Raw genomic sequence first — 19,030 nt, forward strand, 5'->3', positions numbered from 1 at the left:
GGCCTGCCCGAAGGGCTACCACAGATTTCCCGGGGTGCAGCCGAAAGTTTTTGCGAGGAACGAGCAAAAAGTTTTAGCGGCACCCCGGGAAATCTGTGGTCGGCTCCGCCAGGCCATACGGCGGGGGAACCGACGCCCTTCACCCCCCGCTGGCGGCCTGCCGCGCGGCGAGCGCTGCTTGTGATCTTGAGAGCGCGCCAGCGCGTAACGCTTTAAGCTCTCAAACCTCTTGAACGAGACCCTTGTCGCCCTCGACGTACCGGTTGCCGCACTCAGGGCAGCTCAACGCACCATCCAACCGGTGGCCGCAAGCACACACCCACCCCTTGTGAACAGCCGGATTGCCCGCCACGAACGAGTGCGCGGCCACATCCCGCGTCACCACCGCACCCGCACCGGCGAAGGCGTACTCGCCGATCTCCACCCCGCACACCACAACCGTCCCAGCACCCAGCGAAGCCCCGCGACGCACCACAGTGGACAGCAGCTCGTCACCGGTCTTCCGGATCGCCGCACGCGGCCGCAAGTCGTTGGTGAACAACACGTTCGGCCCGAGGAACACCTCGTCCTCGCACACCACCCCGTCGAACACCAGGGTTCCGTTCTTCACCGTCACCCGGTCGCCCAGCACCGCCCGGCCCTCGACGAAAGCGCCGTCGCAGATGTTGCAGTCCCGACCGATCCGCGCGCCAGGCAGGACGTGCGCGAACGCCCACACGCGCGTCCCGTCCCCGACGTCGGAACTCTCGCACAACCCGCGCGGGTGCACGTACACGCTCATCGCACGGCCTCCGCCAACGCCTCCGCCAACGCCTCGACCACCCGCTCCTGCTGCGCCGCCGTGATCTCCGGGAACAGCGGCAGGGACAAGATCTCCCCCGCCACCGCCTCAGCCACCGGAAAGTCCCCGGCCGCGTGCCCGAGGCAGTCGAACGCGCCGGTCAGGTGCACGGGCGTCGGGTAGTGGATGCCCGCACCGATCCCGGCCGCGTGCAACGCCGACAGCACCCGGTCCCGCTCCGGCACGCGCACCACGTACAGGTGCCACACCGGCAGGTTGCCCTCCAGCACCACGGGCAGGGTCACACCGGACACAGAGGCCAGCAGGGCCGAGTACCGATCAGCCGCCACACGGCGAGCGGTGTTCCAGGCTTCCAACCGACGCAGCTTCGCCGACAGGACCACGGCCTGCAAGGTGTCCAGGCGGCTGTTAAAGCCCAACACCGTGTGCTCGTACTTGCGCGGCGACCCGTGCTCACGCAGCAACCGGACCGACGTGGCCAGGGTGTCCGACGACGTCAACACCGCCCCACCATCACCGTATGCGCCCAGGTTCTTGCCGGGGTAGAAGCTGGTCGCGGCGATGTCCCCCAGCCCACCCACAGGAACACCGAACCGCCGGGCCCCCTGGGCCTGGGCGGCGTCCTCGACGATCGGCAGGCCGAACGACCGCAGCTCCTCCACCGGCGCGGCCTGACCGTACAAGTGCACGGGGATGATCGCCTTGGTCCGCGGAGTCACAGCCTCAGCGATCAAAGCAGGGTCGATCAGCCCGGTCGAAGCCACGCAGTCGACCAGGACCGGAGTGGCACCCGTACGGGCCACGGCCTCCGCGGTCGCGATAAAAGTGTTCGCCGGCAACACGCATTCGTCGCCGTGCCCGACCTCCAACGCCCGCAACGCCAGCTCGATCGCGTCGGTGCCGTTGCCGACGCCCACGCAGTGCGGCACCTCCTGGTAAGCCGCGAACTCCGCCTCGAACTCGGCGACCTGCGGTCCCCCGATGAAGGCGGTGGTCTTCAGCACCCGTGCCCAGCCCTCGGCGACCTCGTCGGCGACCTGGTCGTGCTGGGCACGCAGGTCCACCAGCGGGATGTCGATCACGAACCGTTCCCCTCTCGCAGTCTCCGGGCGGGGTTCCCCACCCAGACCTCACCCGCGGGCACGTCCGTGAGCACCACCGCGCCCATGCCCACCACCGCCCCCGCGCCGATCGACACGCCTTCCCGGACACACGACCCCTGCCCCAGATAAGCGCTCTCACCCACCCGCACCGCACCGCCCAGCGACGCCCGGCCGGCGAACGTGACACCGTCGCCGACCTCGTCGTCGTGGGTGATGAGCACGTGCGGCATCGCGACGACGTGCGCCCCCAAGCGCAGCGGTGTCGTCACGACGGTCCCGGCCAGCAGGACCGTCCCCGGCCCCGGCACCGCGCCCTCGGGCACGGACGCCGCCGGATGCACGACGGTGGCGTACCGGTCCTCCGGCAACGCCAACCGCCGCACCACGTTCATGCGCCCCAACGGCCGCCGTGCGCTGGCGATGCACACCAGCACGGCGGCGTCGGGCATCTCGTGCACCAGCTCCGACCCGCCCAGCACGGGCAGACCGTCGAGGTCCGCGCCGTGCCGGGCCGGGTCGTCGTCCAGCGCGCCCACGGGCTTCCACTCCTCAAGCAGGAGCCGGACCGCGGCGAGCACTTCCCGCGCGAGCCCTCCCCCACCCACCAGCAGCAGCGGCCGTGGCGTCATGTCATCCCCCTCAACTGGTGAAGACGACATCCACCCAGTAGTGGTTGCCTTGGTAGCTGTTCGTCGGGAACCCGCTGCCCACCGCGTACAGGCCGTTGAACGCACCCTCGGCGGTAGCCGGCGCCGACAGCGGCGGCGAAGTCACCGTGTAGCCCGCGAAGTAGCCGTGGTTCACCGAGTAATGGCCGTTGGGCACGGTGTACGAGGCCACGTAGGTGGTGCCCGCCGTGACGGCCAGCGGCGTGCTGAACGTCAAGGTCTGCCACCCCGAAGCCGTTTCGCCCGTAAACGTCCCCGTCTTCAACGACACCCCGGCCGCCGACCAGATCGTGCCGGTGTGGGTGCCGGTGTTCCCGGTGCCCTTGTAGAACTTCACCCCGGTGACCTGGCCGTTGACCGACGGCGTGAACCGCACACCCATCTCGTACGCCCCGCCATCATCCGCCGAAGGCACCGTGGGCACCGTCGCCGAGCTGAACAGCGAGCACGGGCACGTCTGCGTGGTGGTCACCGTGAACGACCAGGTGACCGCCGCCGCCATGATGTTGCCACCGGTGTCGGCCGCCCGCACGCTCGCCGTGTACCGCGTGCCGGCCGCCATCGGCGCGGACGGCGTCCACAGCAGGGTCTGCTGGTCGGCCGACCGGGTCACGGTGCCGGTGAGCTTCGCGCCGCCCGGGTCGCTGACGGTGAACTGCGAGTTGGTCGTGTCGACCGGCTCGTCGAAGGACGCCGTGACCTGGCTGGTGCGCGAGACGTCCACCGCGTCGGTCAGCGGCGTGTGGCTGGCGTGGTTCGGTGCCGTGGTGTCGCTGTTGGGCGTGTAGACGACGTCCACCCAGTAGTTGTTGCCCTGGTAGCTGTTCGTCGGGAACCCGCCGCCCGGCATGAACACGCCGTTGGGGTTGCTGTCACCGGTCTGCGGCGCGGTCAGCGGGGCCGCGGTCACGCCGGTCGCAGCGAAGTAGCCCTGGTTGATCGCGTAGTGACCGTTCGGCGCGTAGTAGGACGCCGTGTACATCAGGCCCGGCGCGACGGTGACCGGCGAGCTGAAGGTCAACGTCTGCCAACCCGACGCGCTCTCCCCGCTGAACGTGCCCGTCGCCAGGCGCACGCCCGCCGACGACCACAGCGAACCGGTGTGCGTGCCGGTGTTGCCCTCGCCCTTGTAGAAGCGAACCCCGGTGATCTGGCCGCTCTGGGTCGGGCTGAACCGGACGCCCAGCTCGTAGGACCCGCTGTCGTCCGCCGAAGGCACCGTGGGCACCGTCGCCGTGCTGAACAGCGAGCACGGGCAGGTCGCCGTGGTGGTCGTGGTGAACGACCAGGTAGCCGTGGACGTCATCGCGTTGCCGTTGACGTCGGCGAGCAGGACGCTGGCCGTGTACCGGGTGTTGGGCTTCAGGGCGCCGTTGGGCGTCCACGTGACCGTCTTCTGGTCGCCCGAGAGCTGCACGGTGCCGTAGAGCTTGGCGCCGCCCGGGTCGGTCAGCCAGATCTGGCTGGAGGCCGGGTCCATCGGCTCGGAGAAGCCCAGCGCCAGCGACGAGTTCAGGCCCACACCGGTCGCGTCCGTCCCCGGCGTGCGGGTGTTGAGCGTCGGCGGCGTGGTGTCGCCGTTGAGGCCGTTCTTGTAGATGACGTCGACCCAGTAGTTGGCCGCGTTGTACGACGACGTCGGGAACCCGCCGCCGGTGCCGTACCGGTAGACGCCGTTGGGGCCGTCAGTGCCGTTGGACAGCGCCCTCAGTGCGCCGTAGCTCGCGCTCTGCCCGTTGAAGTAGCCGGGCGTCACGGAGTAGCGGCCGTTGGGGGCGTAGTAGGAGACGACGTAGGTGGTGTTGGCCTGCACGACCACGGGGGACGTGAAGGTCAGCGTCTGCCAGCCGGACGCGGTCTCGTTGGAGAACGTGCCGGTGGCCAGCAGCAGCCCGCTGGAGGACCACAGCGAACCCTTGTGGGTGCCGGTGTTGCCCGCGCCCTTGTAGAAGCGGACGCCCTGCACCTCGCCCTTGCCGTCGAACCGGACCTTCACGCCCAGCTCGACCGCGTTGGTGTCGTCGGCGCTGTTGACCGCCGGGGACGCGAAGTCGTCCCACACCGTGCACGGGCACGTGGCCGGGCGGTTGTAGCCGGTGGTGAACGTCCAGTTGTGCTGCACGGTCTCGTTGCCGGCAGCGTCCTTGACCTTCACCGACGCGGTGTAGGTGGTGCCGGCGGTCAGGGCCGCGTTCGGGACGAACTGGGCGGTCTTGCCGTTGCCGGTGACCGAGGACTGGCCCGCGACCGCGGTGGCGCCCGGCCCGGTGAGGGTGAACACCAGCGTGCTCGGGTTGACGGCCTCGTCGTAGGTGGCGGTCACCGTGGGGTTCAGGCTGACGCTGTTCGCGCTGGACAACGGGTTGGTGCTGACCAGTTCGGGCGCGCGGGTGTCGGGGCCGGGGTCCGGCGCCCACACCACGTCCACCCAATAGTTGCTGTCCTGCGAGCTGCGGTCGGGGAAGCCCGCGCCGGAGCGGAACACGCCGTTCGCGCCGGACACGCCCGTTTGCAGGCCCGTCAGGGGCTCCAGGTAGCGGCTGGACCGGCTGAAGTACTCGGTGTCGACCGAGAAGTGCCCGGTCGGCGACAGGTACGACACGATGTAGGTCGTGTTGGCCGTGACCGCCACGGGCACCGGGAACAGCAGCGTCTGCCAGCCCGACGCCGTCTCGTTGGCGAACGTGCCGGTGGCGAGCTGCTGACCGGCCGTCGTCCACAGGGTGCCGGTGTGGGTGCCGGTGTTGCCCGGCCCCTTGTAGAACTTGACGCCCCGGACGTACCCATCGGTGTTGGCCCGCCACTTGACGCCCAGCTCCAGCGCGGAGCCGTCCACGATGTCCGGCGTCTTCGGGGTGTCGTTGTTCGTCCACAGACCGCACGGGCAGGTCCGGGCGTTCACCCCGGGCGAGGCCGAGACGGGCGTGGACAGGTTCAGCGAGTCGTCCACCGCGCGCACCCGCAGCTGGGCGGGGCCGGAAGCGGACGGGGTGTAGGTGTAGCTCCACGCGGTCTGCCCGGCCTGCCACACCGCCGGGTGCCAGCGCACCCCGCCGTCCGTGGACACCTCCACGCCGGTCACGCGGCCGGCGGCGTCGGTGACGGTACCCGCGAAGGTGTAGAGCTGGCCGACCGTGGAGGTGGGCGGCACGGTGGTGTAGGCGACCACCGGCGCGGCCGAGTCGGTGGACGCGGTCGCCTGCACCAGGCCGGACATCAGGGTCGTGGCCTGCACGCCCATGTCGGCCAGGAAGTTCACCGTCGCCTGCTGCATCCGGATGTCGGAGGTCGGCGTGTTGGTGAGGAACGCGTGCTCGTCGTCCACGCCCCACGCCCACTGCACCGTGCCCGCGCCGAACACCAGCGCGCCCGAGGAGTGCTTGTAGTAGGTGATGGCGTGGGTCTTGGTGTCGGGCGTGTAGTAGTCGCCGTAGTTCTGGAGCACGTACGGGCCGTCGTTCATGGTCACCGTGGTGCGGGAGAACTGGCCGACGCCGGCGGGCTGGTAGCCGTTGTCCTCCACCGTGTTCCACTCGTAGCCCAGCGTGCCGGGCTGGAACGTGTAGGTGGTGCCGCTGCTCATGGACTGCAGCGAGGTGTGCCGCCACAGCCGCATCCGGCCGTACTCGGCCGGCACCTTCAGCGAGTCCTCGCGGCGGCCGTTGACGGTGAAGATGTTGCCCAGCAACGCGTTCTCCGGCCGGCCGCCGTCCTGCGGCGGGCTGTAGCGCGGGTCGCGCCAGGTGCCGGTCCAGTCGTTCAGGCCGTCGTTCTGGGTGCCCTTGGTCTCCTTGTAGCAGGCGACGGTGCGCCAGTCGGTCTGGGAGGAGTCGATGCTCTTCTCCCAGCGGGTCTTCCAGAAGACCTCGTTGCCGGTGAGGAACGCCAGGTGCACGCCGGCGTCCCGGGCGGCCTCGACGTTGGCGCGCTGCTCGTTGGACCAGTACTCGTCGTGGCCGACGGCCATGAACACCTTGTGGTTCTTGATCAGGTGGCCGCGGCGGGCGCTGTCGACGTCGGTGGTGTAGCTCAGGTCGTAGCCGTTGCGCTCCAGGAAGCGCAGCATCGGGTACTCGGCGTTGAAGATGAAGTTCTCGTCGCCGTCGCCGCCGGTGTACGGGCGGTTGTAGCTGACCTTGTAGGCCTGGCCGCCCTGCCCGGGGCCGTCGCCGAAGTACAGCGAGTTGCCGCCGTAGCGGTTGTAGGCCACCCAGGTGGAGTCCGAGGTCTGGAACAGGATCTTCGACGTGCTGGTGTCGTCGCGCACGACGAACGCGATCTCGTTCTTCAGCTGGTTGTCGTTGCGCGTGACGCGGGCGTAGTAAAGGCCCGACACCGCGTCGGTCGGGACGTTCCAGGTGACCGAGACGGCCCAGTTGCCGCAGTCGATGAGCGCGCTCGGGGTGTCGCGCAGGCACGGCGGCTGGTTCTGCGGGGTGTTGCGCGAGACGGAGCCGATCTTGCGCGCGCCCACGCCGCCGTACCAGCCGAGCCGGAAGATGTCGATGGTGTACGAGGAGGCGTTGGTCAGCATCTTGAACGCGACCTGGCCGCCGGGGGTGGCGCTGATGTCGGTGGTGTAGCCCAGGATGGAGTCGTCCCGGGAGGTCACCTGCCAGTCGGGTGTGCCGGCTTTCGTGTTCTCGCACGCCACTTTGTTGACCACGGGGGCGTCACAGGGCGCGGCGTTGGCCACTGTGGCGTTGAGGAGCACCAGGGGCGTGACACAGCCGGTCACCATGAGCACGGCACACAGGGTTCTGACAAGACGTCTCACCGGGGACGCCATCGACCACTCATCTCCTCGAACGCACTCCGTAGTGCGGCAGTCACTACTCCCCGTAGTGCAACCTTGTTGCTCCAAAGGTCGCCTTTAACAGTGAACCCGTTACTACAGTGGAGATCTCAATTGGATGACAACGCGAACCCGAATGCCGTAGTCACGCTGTGTAGTCACTCTGGACACAGCGGGACCCGGTGGTCGGGCCCTGCCCCCGACCACCGGGTTCCGCCGGACGTCCGCCCCGCTAAGCGGTAGCGGCGTTCAGCGCGGCGACGACCTCGTCCTGCTCCTCGTCGGTCAGCCCGACGAAGTGCGGTAGCAGGATGTGGTCCGCCGCAACCCTTTCCGTCACCGGCAACGACGGCGTGTCGGCACCGGCGTGGTAGACGGGTTCGAGGTGGCACGCGGTGATGCGCCTGGTCGCGACACCGCGCTGGGCCATCGCGTTCATGACGTCGATGCGGGTGTGGTTGCGCAGCCGCACCAGGTACGACTGGTAGACGTGCCCGAAGCCCGCCGGCTCGTGCGGCAGGACCAGGGACTCGTTGCCCGCCAACAACTCGTCGTAGCGGGCCGCCAGGGCGCGGCGCACCTTCACCACGTGGTCCAGCTTGCCCAGCTGCACCACGCCGACCGCGGCCTGGATGTCGGTCATCTTGTAGTTGAAGCCGACCTCGTCGTAGCTCTCCGCGATCACCGCGGTCGACGTGTGCCGGGCCAGCGTGGAGATCGAGGCCGCGTGCGCGCGCAGCGCCTTGAGCTTCGCCGCCACCTCGGCGTCGTCGGTGGTGACTACGCCGCCCTCACCGGTGGTGAGGATCTTGCGCGCGTCGAAGGAGAACACGGTGATGTCGCTGATGGTGCCCAGGCGGACACCGTCGATGGTCGCGCCGTAGGCCGGCGCGGCGTCCTCGACCAGGTGGAGACCGTGCTCGCGCGCGATCGCCTTGAGGGCGTGCAGGTCCGCGGGCAGGCCGATCTGGCTCGCGGGCATGATCGCCTTGGTGCGCGGGGTGATCAGCTGCTCGACGTGCGCGGGGTCGATGTTGTAGGTGCGCTCGTCGATGTCGGCGAACACCGGGGTGGCGCCGGTGTAGCGGATGGAGTTCGGCGTGGCGATGAAGGTGAACGACGGGCAGATCACCTCGTCGCCGGGGCCGATGCCCAGCGCGGCCAGGGCCAGGTGCAGGCCGGTGGTGGCGCTGTTCACGGCCACCGCGTACTTCGCGCCGACCTGCTCGGCCACCAGCTCCTCGAACTTCGCCGCGCGCGGGCCGACCGACAGCCACCCCGACAGCACCGCCTCGGCGGCGGCGTCGGCCTCTTCCTGGCCGACGTACAGACGGGTGATCGGGATCATGCCTGCGCTCCTTCGAGCTCGCTCTGCCACCAGGACACCAGCTTGGTCAGTCCTTCGTGGAGGGACACGCTCGCCTCGAAGCCCAGCTTCTCGCGCGCGGCCTCGGTGCTCGCGAGCCGGCGCGGCACGGCGTTGACCTTGCGCTCGGGGCCGTGCTCGGGGCGGAGGTCGCTGCGGCCCATGACCTCCAGCAGCGCGTCGGCGAGCTGGGCGAGGCTGGTCTCGACGCCGGAGGCCACGTTGAAGACCTCGTCGGAGACGTCGCTCTTGGCGGCCAGCACGTTCGCGCGCGCGATGTCGGTGCTGTAGACGAAGTCCATGGTCTGGCTGCCGTCGCCCAGGATCAGCGGCGGGGTGCCCGCGGCGATGCGCTCCATCCAGCGGACGAGCACCTCGGTGTAGACGCCGAAGACGTCCATGCGCGGGCCGTAGACGTTGAAGTAGCGCAGGGCCACGTAGTCCAGGCCGTACATCTCGTTGAAGCTGCGCAGCAGGCCCTCGTTGTAGACCTTCGCCGCGCCGTAGAGGGTGCGGTTGGCGTAGGCGTGGTGGTTCTCCTGCGTGGGGAACAGCTCCGCCAGGCCGTAGACCGACGCCGAGGACGCCGCGACGACCTTGGTCACGTTCGCCTGGACCGCCGCCTCCAGCACGTTGAACGTGCCGGTGGCCAGCACGTCGTGCGCCAGCCGGGGCTCCTCCGCGCACTGCGTGATGCGGATGGCGGCCTGGTGGAAGACCAGGTCGATGCCGTCCATCGTGGACCGGACGGCGTCGAGGTCGCGGATGTCGCCCTCGACGAACTTCACCGCGCCGGCCTGGAGCGGACCGGCGAGGTTCTCCAGCCGGCCGCGCACCAGGTTGTCCAGCACGACGATCTCGGCGACGCCCTCGTCGAGCAGGTGGTCGGCGATGGTCGAGCCGATCAGGCCCGCCCCGCCGGTGATCAGGACACGTGCGTCACGCAGGTTCACGCGTGGGCTCCCAAGGTGAAGGCCGGGTGTTCCAGGTACTCGGCGAGGCTGGGGTTGGTGCTGTCCTTGGCCGACAGGATCGGGTCGCTGATCGGCCACTCCACGCCGACGTCCGGGTCGTTCCACGCCAGCAGGCCCTCGGCCAGCGGGTTGTGGAAGCCGGTGGTCTTGTACTGCACCTCGGCCACGTCCGACAGCACCGCGAAGCCGTGCGCGAACTCGGGGCCGATGAGCAGTTGCGTGCGGTTCTGCGCGGTCAGCTCGATGCCGTACCACTTCCCGAAGGTCGGCGAGCCGACCCGCAGGTCCACCACCACGTCGAAGATCGCGCCGACCGTGCAGCGCACCAGGCGGTGCTGGGGCGCGAGGGTGTTCTGGAAGTGGAACCCGCGCAGCACTCCCTTGGTGGAGCGGGAGTGGTTGTCCTGCACGAAGTCCAGCGACAGGCCGTGCTGCTCCCAGCGGCGCTTGCTGTAGGACTCGAAGAAGAACCCCCGTTCGTCCTCGAACCACTCGGGCTGGATCACGAAGACGCCCTCCAGCTCGGTGGGGGTCACCGTCATGTCCATGCCCTGCTTCGGGGCCGCTACCCCAGTCATGCCACCGCCTCTTCCAGTTCCGCGGGACGCACGTCCCGCACTCGCACGAACTCGCCGCCGGCCGCCAGGCTCGCCGACGCCGCCTCCAGGATCGCCAGCACCCGCAGGCCCGACCAGCCGTCGGTGAGCGGCGCGCGCTTCTCGGTGATCGCCGCGGCGAACTCCGCCATGACGCCGCGCAGCGCCTCCCGCTCGGGCAGGGCGGGCGCGACGGTGTCGCCGCGCCGGTAGGAGATGATGGCCTGGGTGCGCTCCTCGTCACCGTCGATGACGTCCGCGCCCCGGTCGTGCACCGAGAGCCGCTGCACCACGTTCAGGTCGTCCCACACGACCGTGCGCCGCGACCCGCCGACGATCATGGTGCGGATCTTCGTCGGGGACAGCCAGTTCACGTGCACGTGGGCCAGCACGCCATCGGAGAGCTCCAGGGTGAGGTGCCCGACGCACGCCCGGCCGGCGCCGATCGGGTCCGAGCCGTGCGCCGAGACGCGGCGCACGTGGACCCCGTCCGGCAGGACCGCGTCGAAGATCGACAGGTCGTGCGGGGCCAGGTCCCAGAACACGTCCACGTCGGGCTGCACCAGGCCCAGGTTCACCCGCACCGAGTCCAGGTACTGGACGGTGCCGATCTCGCCGGAGCGCACCAGGTGCCGCAGGTGCTGCACGGTCGGCGTGTAGACGAAGGTGTGGTCGAGCATGAGGGTCAGGCCGCGGGCCTCGGCCTCCTCGACCAGCTCCAGCCCGGCCGCGTACCCGGCCGCCAGCGGCTTCTCCACCAGCACGTGCTTGCCCGCCCGCAGCGCGGCCAGCGCGACCGGCAGGTGCGTGGCGGCGGGGGTGGCGATGGCGACGGCGTCCACCGCCGGGTCGGCCAGCACGTCGTCCAGGGAGCCCGAGACCCGCACGGTCGAGTAGTCGCCCAGCACGCGGCGGGCGCGCTCGGTGTCCAGGTCGCACAGGTACCGCAGCTTCAGGCCCGGGGTGGCCTGGGCGTTGCGCACCAGGTTCGGTCCCCAGTACCCGGCGCCGACGACGGCGATGCCGATCGGCTGGTCCATCTCGCTCCTCATTCAGTAGGCCCCGTGGCCGCCGAAGACGGCCCGGAAGGTCTTCCACAAGATCAGCGCGTCCAGCGCCAGGGACCAGTCCTCGACGTAGCGCAGGTCCAGCCGCACGGACTCCTCCCAGCTCAGGTCGCTGCGGCCGGAGACCTGCCACAACCCGGTCAGGCCCGGCTTGACCAGCAGGCGCCGCCGCATCGCGGGCCCGTACTTCGCGCTCTCCTCCGGCAGCGGCGGGCGCGGCCCGACCAGCGACATCGAGCCGCCCAGGACGTTGAGCAGCTGCGGCAGCTCGTCGAGGGAGTAGCGGCGCAGGAACCGGCCCACGGTGGTCACCCGGGGGTCGCGGCGCATCTTGAACAGCACGCCCGCACCCTCGTTGACCTGCTCCAACTGGCCGCGCAGCGCGTCGGCGTCGGTGATCATGGTCCGGAACTTGATGATCGTGAAGTGCGCGCCGTCCTTGCCGACGCGGCGCTGCTTGTAGAGCACCGGGCCGCGGGTGTCGACCATGACCGCGACCGCGCAGGCCAGCAGGACCGGCGCGAACAGGACGAGCAGGACGAACGACCCGATCCGGTCCACGGTCGCCTTGACCACGCGGCGGATACCGGTGAACGACGGCTCGCTGACCCGCAGCAGCGGCATCCCCAGCACGCCGGTGACGTGCAGCCGGGGCCCGGCGAAGTCCATCAGGGCGGGCGCGACGACCATCTCCGCGCCGGTGCCCTCCAGGTCCCAGGCCAGCTGCTGGAGCCTGCGCGGCGTCCAGTAGGCGTCCGGGGTGACCGCGACGATCCGGTAGCCGCCCCGGCGCACCTGCTCGGCGACCTCGGCGAACCGGCCCACCACGGCGATCCCGTCCAGCTCGACGCCCAGGTCCGCCCGACCGTCCACAGTGCACACCGCGTCCACCCGCCACCCCAGGTGCGGCGCGCGGCGGGTGCGGCTGATCAGGTCCTTGACGGTGTCGACGTTGCCCGCCGCGAGCACCGGCAGCAGGCACTTGCCCTCGCCGCGCGCCCGGTGCAGCGGTCGGCGCAGCAGGTAGCGGGTGGGGAAGGCGACCAGCGCGATGGCCGGTCCGACCAGGAACACCCACAGCCGCGCGCCGGGCAGCCCGGCGGCCAGCGCGCCCAGGCCCAGCGCCACGACCGAGGCGAACAGGCCGCGGCCCAGCCTGCGGAACTCCTCGGCGCCCTGGCCGAGCACCGAGGCGTTCCAGACGCGGTTGACGTAGAGCGAGGAGAGCACGACGGCGACCGTCACCGCTTCCAGGGCCAGCAGCGGGAGGGGGCCGAAGGTCAGGTGGTGGGCGGAGAGCACCAGACCCGCCAGCACCACGACCAGGACGGTGCAGACGGTGTCGGCGGCGATCACGCCGTACCGGTAGGCGGGCTCCCAGCTGCTGACGGTGGGGTGGGTGGTGCGGTGGGTGGCCGGACTGGTCGTCGGATCGGTCGCGGCCGACCGCGCCGCCGGTCTGCGGCGCGTGGATCGGACCTGCTCGCTCATCGCTCTCGCTCCCCGGTTGGGCCGGTTCGACACGTGCAACATCGCAGGGCATCCCCGACAACCCGCGTGTGGTCTTCCGCAAATGTGCCGCCGGCGCTTTCTCACGCCTCGGCAAACCGTGATTCGTCCGGCCGGGTCGGCGCGTTACACGCACGGTGAACGAGTTTCGGCCGATTCCGGTTCGCTCCCGCCACGACCGGGCACCGACCGGTGCCGGGAGGTGACGACCGGTCACCTGACGGTTCGTTGCAGAAACCCGCGAAGGGCGGAGAAATAGGTCCACAGTGGCCGGTGGTGCGGTCGCGGCGCGGGTCGGGCACGCGTGCGGGCACATCCATCGAATCTGGGACGGCCGGCGTTACACACCTTTTCGACTTCGGTCGAAGGAGAGCGCTAACAGTCCAAAAAGAGTCGAAAGACCCTATGCCGCTCGGCTGTCCGGTGGCGGCACGCGGTCACCCATTCACAGACCGGAAGCAGCTATTCGGCGCAACGATCCGACCACTTCCCGTCACAACGTGGAAAATTCAACGCCCGGCCGGCCGATCAAGAGTGACGCAGTTCACCGCCCGCGCGACAATGTGGACCGTGGAGGTCGCGTTGGTGGCCGGCGCGGTGCTCGGTGCGCTGCACGGCGGCTGGGCGTGGCGCGTCCGGCTGTACCCGCGGTCGGCGCGCGGGGTCGCGCTGGCCGTGATCGACTTCACGTGGAGCCTGCCGAACACGGTCGCCGGCGTCCTGCTGTTGGCCTACGCGTTGGGCCGGGGCAACCAGGTCGACCGGGAGTTCAGCCGGCACCGGGGCGTCCTCGGCTTGCGGGACGGCGTGATCAAGGGCTTCGCGACGACGGTCGGCCCGGTGCAGGCGGGCGTGTCGATGGGCGTGGACGCGCACGAGGCCGTCCACGTGCTGCAGGCGCGGGTGTTCGGGCCGTGCTACCTGCCGTTGGTGGCGGCGAACTGGGTGGTGGCGACGGTCCTGCCGTACTGGCTGCTGTACCACGACCGGGAACGCGCACCGATCACCGGCGTGCGGGCGTACTTCGAACGCGGCGTGTACCCGCACTGCTGGCACGAGGAGTGGGCCTACCGGGTGCAGGGCACACCGCCCGGCGGCTGACCGGCGTGGGTCGGTGGTCGGCAGCCGCGGTCGGTTCGTCGCGTCGAGCCGCGCCCGCGTCAGGCGTTGGCCACCAGGCGGACCTTGTCCGGGCCGATCGCGACCACGTCGCCGTTGCGCAGCTGCTTGCCGCGCTGCACCTCGACGCGGCCGTTGACGGTCACCTCGCCGTCCTCCACCAGTTCCCGCGCGTGGGCGCCGTTCTCCGCCAGGCCCGCCAGCTTGAGGAACTGGCCCAGCCGGATCATGTCGTCGGAGATCTCCACCTCGCGGATGCGCATCGTGACATCATCGCCCAACCCCGCGCGCGCGGCTGCACGTGCATCCGGTAACGAGGATTGCACGAGGTTGAAACAAGACCGACATGAGCCGGGCGCGGTGAGGTCTACGGTTCCCCAAGTGTGAGCACCGCCGGCTCCGAGCACCCCGAGGCCCCCAGACGCCGCAGGTCCCTGCGCGGCGAAGTCGGCACGACCGGCGCACGGTTCGGGTCGCCCGCCCTCCGCAGGCACCTGGAGGAGGAGCAGCCCGCCGAAGTGCCCAAGCCGCCGAGGAAGCGCCGGTCGTTGCGGGGCGAGGTCGGGGCCACCGGGGCGCGGTTCGGGTCGGCCGCGTTGCGCAGGAGCCTGGAAGCCGAGGACCCACCACAGCCGCCGGCACCTCGCGAGGAGTCGGACCCGGAGGAGACGGCGCCGTTCAGCGGGCACTTCGACGAGGTGGAGACCGAGGTCAGGGCCGAGCCCGAACCGGAACCGGCCCTGGAGTGGAGCGGCCCGCTCGTCCGCCCCTACGCCTGGACCCGCGGCCGGACCTCCTCCCAGCACGACCTGCGCATCGAGACGCTGGTGTCGTTAGAGGAACACGGCATCGCCATCGCCATGCGCGACACCACCCCCGAGCAGCGCGCGATCGTGGAGCTGTGCGCGAGCACGCGCTCGGTCGCGGAGGTGTCCGCGCTGCTCAGCCTCCCCCTGGGGGTGGTCCGCGTCCTGCTGGGCGACCTGATCGACATGGGCGTCGTGGCCGCCCACCACAACGCCGCCGCCGGTCCGGACCTCATGCTCATGGAACGGGTCCTACAAGGCCTGCGCAACCTCTGACCGCAGCCGCCGGAACACCTCGACGAAGTCGTCCAACCGGTAGTGGGCGTTCAACCCCGACGGGTTCGGCACGACCCACAGCCGCGACGACGCGATCGACTCCGGCTGCGGACCGACCACGGCCCGGGGCCGCCCGAACGCCGTCCGGTACGCGGTGATCCCCACGACCGCGACCACCTTCGGCGCGTACGCCGCCGCCAGCGCGGTCAGCCGCTCCCCACCCGCCCGCAGCTCCTCCGCCGACAGCTCGTCGGCCTTCGCGGTCGGCCGGTCGGAGAGGTTCGTGATCCCCAGCCCGTGCTCCAGCAGTTCCTCCTGCTCCTCCGGCGCGAGCCGGCGGGGCGTGAAGCCGGACAGGTGCAGCGCGGGCCAGAAGCGGTTGCCCGGACGCGCGAAGTGGTGGCCGGTCGCCGCCGACAGCAGGCCCGGGTTGATGCCGCAGAACAGCACGTCCAGACCGGGCCCGACCAGGTCCGGCAGGGTCACCCCGACCGGCCCCGCAGCCGCAGCGCCACCGCCACGCCCGCCGCGACGACCACCAGCGCCCCGACGACCCACCCCCAGACCGGGAACCCGCCGCCCTCGGCGGGCGCGGACTGGATCGTCGGCGGCGCGGTGGCCACCAGCGTGATCGTCCCCGCCGGTGACGTGCCGGTGGGCGACGCGGACGTGGTGCCCGCGGCACCCGGGACGGTGGTGACCGGCGCGGGCTGGGCCGGGTTGGGATCACCCTGGGTGGGGGCGAGCGAGAAGGACGTCTTGCCGCTGACGAAGTCGCCGTCGAGGCTCTCCACCTGCCAGCTGACCACGTACCGCCCGGCGGGCGAGGCGCCCGGGGTCAGCGCCACGGCCACGGTCGGGCCGGACGCGGACGCCTCCCCCACGGTCCACGTGGTGCCGTCCGGCGCGGTCACGGTGATCGTGGCGCTCTCGGCGGGCACGGGTTGGCTGAACGTCAACGTCAGCCGGGTCGGCGGTTGGGGCAGGGTCGCCCCGTCGGCCGGGTCGCTGCCGACCAGTTCGGTGTGGGCCCACGCCGCGGGTGCGGCGGCGAGCAGGCCCAGTGCCACGAGTGCCGAGAGCGCCAGTCGCTTCATGCCCCGTAGTTCTACCGGGTCGGCGGCACCTGCTGCCCGTCGCCCGGACGCTGACCCGGTTGCCCCTGCCCGTCACCGGGGTTGCCGCCGCGCCCGAAGTCGCCCTCGATGACGGACTTGGCGAGGTCGTCCTGCGCGACCACCATGACCTTGTCGCCGGCGGCGAGGCTGCCCGTGCCGCCCTTGGCCCCGTTGACCTCGGTGTTGTCGTCGATCTTGTAGGTGTGGCTGAAGCCGTCGCCGCTCTTGACCGTGACGGAGTCGTCGGTGACCGCGGTGACCTCGCCGTTCTGGAACTCGCCGTGCGTGGCGTCGCCGAACGGGCCGGGGCCCACGATCCGCAGCCCGCCGGGGCCGCCGTAGCCGCGCGGGCCGCCGAACTGCTGGGCCGCCTCGGAGTTGCTCGCCGCGTAGATGACCCCTCCGCCCACGGCGGCGATGCCGACCGCGATCGCGACCGCGACCAGGGTTTTGCGGCCGGACCAGCGCGGTCCGGGAGCATCGGCCCGGGGCGGTGGCTCCTCGCCCCAGGTCGGGTTCTCGGTTTCGGTAGTCATGGGGCAACGGTGTCGGCGAAGCCTGTGCGTGGGCTGTGCGCGCGTTGGGTGGCGCCTGTGCCTTGTGCGGACCCGGTTCACAGGTGGTACACAGGGTCGGCACAGGGTGGGCTCAACCACCCGCCGGACGATGAGGACCATGCGTGCGGTGACTTCTCCCGAGATCCGTCGACCCGACGGCAGTCCGGTGCGGGTGCTGGTGGTCGACGACGAGTCGACGCTCGCCGAGCTGATGTCGATGGCGCTGCGTATGGAGAAGTGGGAGGTGCGCACCGCGCTGGACGGGACCGCGGCGGTGCGGACGGCCCGCGAGTTCCGGCCGGACGTGGTCGTGCTGGACGTCATGCTGCCCGACTTCGACGGGCTGGAGGTGCTGCGCCGGCTGCGTGCCGACGCGCCCGCGCTGCCCGTGCTGTTCCTGACCGCGAAGGACGCCGTGGAGGACCGGATCGCGGGGCTGACCGCGGGCGGGGACGACTACGTGACCAAGCCGTTCAGCCTGGAGGAGGTCGTGCTGCGGCTGCGCGGGCTGCTGCGGCGCGCCGGGGTGGCCGGGGCGTCGGCCGGGTCGGAGCTGGTGGTGGGCGACCTGGTGCTGGACGAGGACACCCGCGAGGTGCGGCGCGGCGGGCAGGCCGTGGAGCTGACCGCGACGGAGTTCGAGCTGCTGCGGTTCCTGATGCGCAACCCGAAGCGGGTGCTGAGCAAGGCGCAGATCCTGGACCGGGTGTGGAGCTACGACTTCGGCGGTCAGGCGAACATCGTGGAGCTCTACATCTCGTACCTGCGCAAGAAGATCGACGCGGGCCGCACGCCGATGATCCACACGATGCGGGGCGCCGGGTATGTCCTCAAGCCTGCACCCTGAGCGCTGGCCGCTGCGCACCCGGCTCATCGTGGAGCAGGTGGTGCTGATCGCGATCGTGTGCGCCGGGATCGGCCTGGTGACCGGGTTCGCGCTGCGCGACTTCCTGATCGGCAAGCTCGACAACGACCTGCGCGACACGGCCGGGCGCGTGGAGCGGGCGCACGGCTTCCCGCTGCCCGCGCCGCTGCCCGGGATGAAGGGTCCGCTGGAGGGGCCGGGGTTCGGGCAGGGCACGGTCGTGCTGATCACCTACGGCGAGGCCGTGCAGGACGCGGACCGGCTGACCGGGCGCGAGACCCAGGTGCTGTCGTCGAACGAGCAGTCCGCCCTGATGGCCGTGCCGGTGGACGCCCTGCCGCACACGGCCTCGCTGGGTGCGGCGGGCGACTACCGCGTGCTGTCGTTCCGCGCGCGGGACGGCGCCCGGATCGTCACCGCGCTGCCGATGGCCGAGGTGGACGACATCGTGCTGCGGGTGGGGTTGATCCTCGGCGGGGTGGCGTTGGCGGGTCTGGTGGCGGTGAGCCTCGCCGGCGCGTTGATCATCCGGAAGACCTTGCGCCCCTTGGAACGCGTGGCCGCGACCGCGTCCCGGGTGGCCGAACTGCCGTTGCACGAGGGCAAGGTGGCGCTGGCCGAACGCGTGCCCGAGCAGGACACCAACCCGCACACCGAGGTCGGGCAGGTCGGGTTGGCGTTGAACAAGATGCTCGGGCACGTCGGCAACGCCCTGGAGGCCCGGCACGAGAGCGAGACCCGCGTGCGGCAGTTCGTGGCGGACGCGAGCCACGAGCTGCGCACCCCGCTGGCCGCGATCCGGGGGTACGCCGAACTGACCCGCCGCACCCGGGACGACGTGCCCGAGCAGATCGCGCACGCCATGCGGCGGGTGGAGTCCGAGGCGGTCCGGATGACGTCCTTGGTGGAAGACCTGTTGCTGTTGGCCCGCCTGGACGCCGGCCGGCCGCTGTCCAGGGACGACGTGGACCTGTCCCGGGTGGTGGTCGACGCGGTGAGCGACGCCCGGATCGCCGGCCCGGACCACGACTGGCGCTTGGAGGTGCCCGCCGAGCCCGTCGTGGTGCGGGGCGACGCGCACAAGCTCCAACAGGTCCTGGTGAACCTGCTGTCCAACGCCCGCACCCACACCCCGCCCGGGACCACCGTGACCACGGCGTTGGCGGTGGTGGGGAACGGCGTGGCCCTGACCGTGACCGACGACGGTCCGGGGATCCCGGCGTCGTTGCTGCCCGAGGTGTTCGAACGGTTCGCCCGCGGTGACACGTCGAGGTCGCGGGCGGCGGGCAGCACGGGCTTGGGCCTGTCCATCGTGGCGGCCGTGGTGGCGGCCCATGACGGCGAGGTCGGAGTCGAGTCGCGGCCGGGCCGCACCCGGTTCACCGTGACCCTCCCGCGCTGACACCTGC

At 70.9% G+C, this 19,030-nt stretch carries 17 protein-coding genes; 4 read left to right on the forward strand and 13 right to left on the reverse strand.

Annotated elements, in window-relative coordinates:
* Window positions 1-220: 220 nt before the first annotated feature.
* The 9 genes from DFJ66_RS10295 to DFJ66_RS10335 form a co-directional block, all read right to left on the reverse strand.
* Window positions 221-781 (reverse strand): acyltransferase, encoded by a 561-nt coding sequence (locus DFJ66_RS10295; RefSeq protein WP_121220209.1) that lies wholly within the window; start codon window positions 779-781, stop codon window positions 221-223.
* Window positions 778-1,881: a DegT/DnrJ/EryC1/StrS family aminotransferase gene (locus DFJ66_RS10300; RefSeq protein ID WP_211351574.1), complete on the reverse strand. Its 1,104-nt coding sequence runs from the start codon at window positions 1,879-1,881 to the stop codon at window positions 778-780. The genes DFJ66_RS10295 and DFJ66_RS10300 overlap by 4 nt, the downstream gene beginning before the upstream one ends.
* Window positions 1,881-2,534, reverse strand: coding sequence for a NeuD/PglB/VioB family sugar acetyltransferase (locus DFJ66_RS10305; protein WP_121220213.1), 654 nt, complete (start codon window positions 2,532-2,534; stop codon window positions 1,881-1,883). The genes DFJ66_RS10300 and DFJ66_RS10305 overlap by 1 nt, the downstream gene beginning before the upstream one ends.
* Window positions 2,535-2,544: 10 nt before the next feature.
* Complete coding sequence (locus DFJ66_RS10310) at window positions 2,545-7,362, reverse strand: DUF4082 domain-containing protein (protein WP_121220215.1); 4,818 nt, start codon at window positions 7,360-7,362, stop codon at window positions 2,545-2,547.
* A gap of 238 nt (window positions 7,363-7,600) precedes the next feature.
* A complete protein-coding gene (locus DFJ66_RS10315; RefSeq protein WP_121220217.1) occupies window positions 7,601-8,716 on the reverse strand; it encodes a DegT/DnrJ/EryC1/StrS family aminotransferase in 1,116 nt (371 codons plus the stop codon).
* Entirely contained in the window at window positions 8,713-9,687 is a 975-nt protein-coding gene (locus DFJ66_RS10320; RefSeq protein WP_211351056.1) for an NAD-dependent epimerase/dehydratase family protein, read from the reverse strand. The genes DFJ66_RS10315 and DFJ66_RS10320 overlap by 4 nt, the downstream gene beginning before the upstream one ends.
* Entirely contained in the window at window positions 9,684-10,286 is a 603-nt protein-coding gene (gene rfbC, locus DFJ66_RS10325; RefSeq protein WP_211351058.1) for a dTDP-4-dehydrorhamnose 3,5-epimerase, read from the reverse strand. Before rfbC ends, DFJ66_RS10320 begins: the two co-directional genes overlap by 4 nt.
* Window positions 10,283-11,344, reverse strand: coding sequence for a Gfo/Idh/MocA family protein (locus tag DFJ66_RS10330; RefSeq protein WP_246029678.1), 1,062 nt, complete (start codon window positions 11,342-11,344; stop codon window positions 10,283-10,285). Before DFJ66_RS10330 ends, rfbC begins: the two co-directional genes overlap by 4 nt.
* Before the next feature lie 12 nt (window positions 11,345-11,356).
* Window positions 11,357-12,862, reverse strand: a complete 1,506-nt coding sequence (locus tag DFJ66_RS10335; protein ID WP_121220221.1) for a sugar transferase — start codon at window positions 12,860-12,862, stop codon at window positions 11,357-11,359.
* 588 nt (window positions 12,863-13,450) lie between these two features.
* On the opposite strand from DFJ66_RS10335, the gene DFJ66_RS10340 reads away from it, so the two are divergent.
* Window positions 13,451-13,981 carry a glycine zipper family protein gene (locus DFJ66_RS10340; protein ID WP_147459200.1) on the forward strand — a complete coding sequence of 177 codons (531 nt, stop codon included), beginning with the start codon at window positions 13,451-13,453 and terminating at the stop codon, window positions 13,979-13,981.
* A gap of 59 nt (window positions 13,982-14,040) precedes the next feature.
* Here the strand turns inward: DFJ66_RS10340 and DFJ66_RS10345 are convergent, their stop codons facing one another.
* On the reverse strand, window positions 14,041-14,262 hold the full coding sequence (locus tag DFJ66_RS10345) for an RNA-binding S4 domain-containing protein (protein ID WP_121220225.1): 222 nt from the start codon (window positions 14,260-14,262) through the stop codon (window positions 14,041-14,043).
* A 120-nt stretch (window positions 14,263-14,382) separates the two neighbouring features.
* On the opposite strand from DFJ66_RS10345, the gene DFJ66_RS10350 reads away from it, so the two are divergent.
* Window positions 14,383-15,081: a DUF742 domain-containing protein gene (locus DFJ66_RS10350; protein WP_121220227.1), complete on the forward strand. Its 699-nt coding sequence runs from the start codon at window positions 14,383-14,385 to the stop codon at window positions 15,079-15,081.
* Here DFJ66_RS10350 and mug read toward each other — a convergent pair.
* From mug to DFJ66_RS10365, 3 genes are read right to left on the reverse strand one after another with little or no spacing between them, the layout of a single operon-like run.
* Window positions 15,058-15,567, reverse strand: coding sequence for a G/U mismatch-specific DNA glycosylase (gene mug, locus DFJ66_RS10355; protein ID WP_121220229.1), 510 nt, complete (start codon window positions 15,565-15,567; stop codon window positions 15,058-15,060). The two genes, DFJ66_RS10350 and mug, sit on opposite strands and share 24 nt — an antisense overlap.
* A complete protein-coding gene (locus DFJ66_RS10360) occupies window positions 15,564-16,178 on the reverse strand; it encodes a copper resistance CopC family protein (protein WP_121220231.1) in 615 nt (204 codons plus the stop codon). Before DFJ66_RS10360 ends, mug begins: the two co-directional genes overlap by 4 nt.
* 11 nt (window positions 16,179-16,189) lie before the next feature.
* Window positions 16,190-16,735, reverse strand: coding sequence for a hypothetical protein (locus tag DFJ66_RS10365; RefSeq protein WP_121220233.1), 546 nt, complete (start codon window positions 16,733-16,735; stop codon window positions 16,190-16,192).
* Window positions 16,736-16,865: 130 nt separating this feature from the next.
* Here DFJ66_RS10365 and DFJ66_RS10370 point away from each other — a divergent pair, with 130 nt between their 5' ends.
* Window positions 16,866-17,603 carry a response regulator transcription factor gene (locus DFJ66_RS10370; protein WP_121220235.1) on the forward strand — a complete coding sequence of 246 codons (738 nt, stop codon included), beginning with the start codon at window positions 16,866-16,868 and terminating at the stop codon, window positions 17,601-17,603.
* On the forward strand, window positions 17,581-19,023 hold the full coding sequence (locus DFJ66_RS10375; protein ID WP_121220237.1) for a sensor histidine kinase: 1,443 nt from the start codon (window positions 17,581-17,583) through the stop codon (window positions 19,021-19,023). Before DFJ66_RS10370 ends, DFJ66_RS10375 begins: the two co-directional genes overlap by 23 nt.
* Window positions 19,024-19,030: the final 7 nt, after the last annotated feature.

The organism is Saccharothrix variisporea (genome assembly GCF_003634995.1).
Taxonomy (GTDB): Bacteria; Actinomycetota; Actinomycetes; order Mycobacteriales; family Pseudonocardiaceae; genus Actinosynnema; species Actinosynnema variisporeum.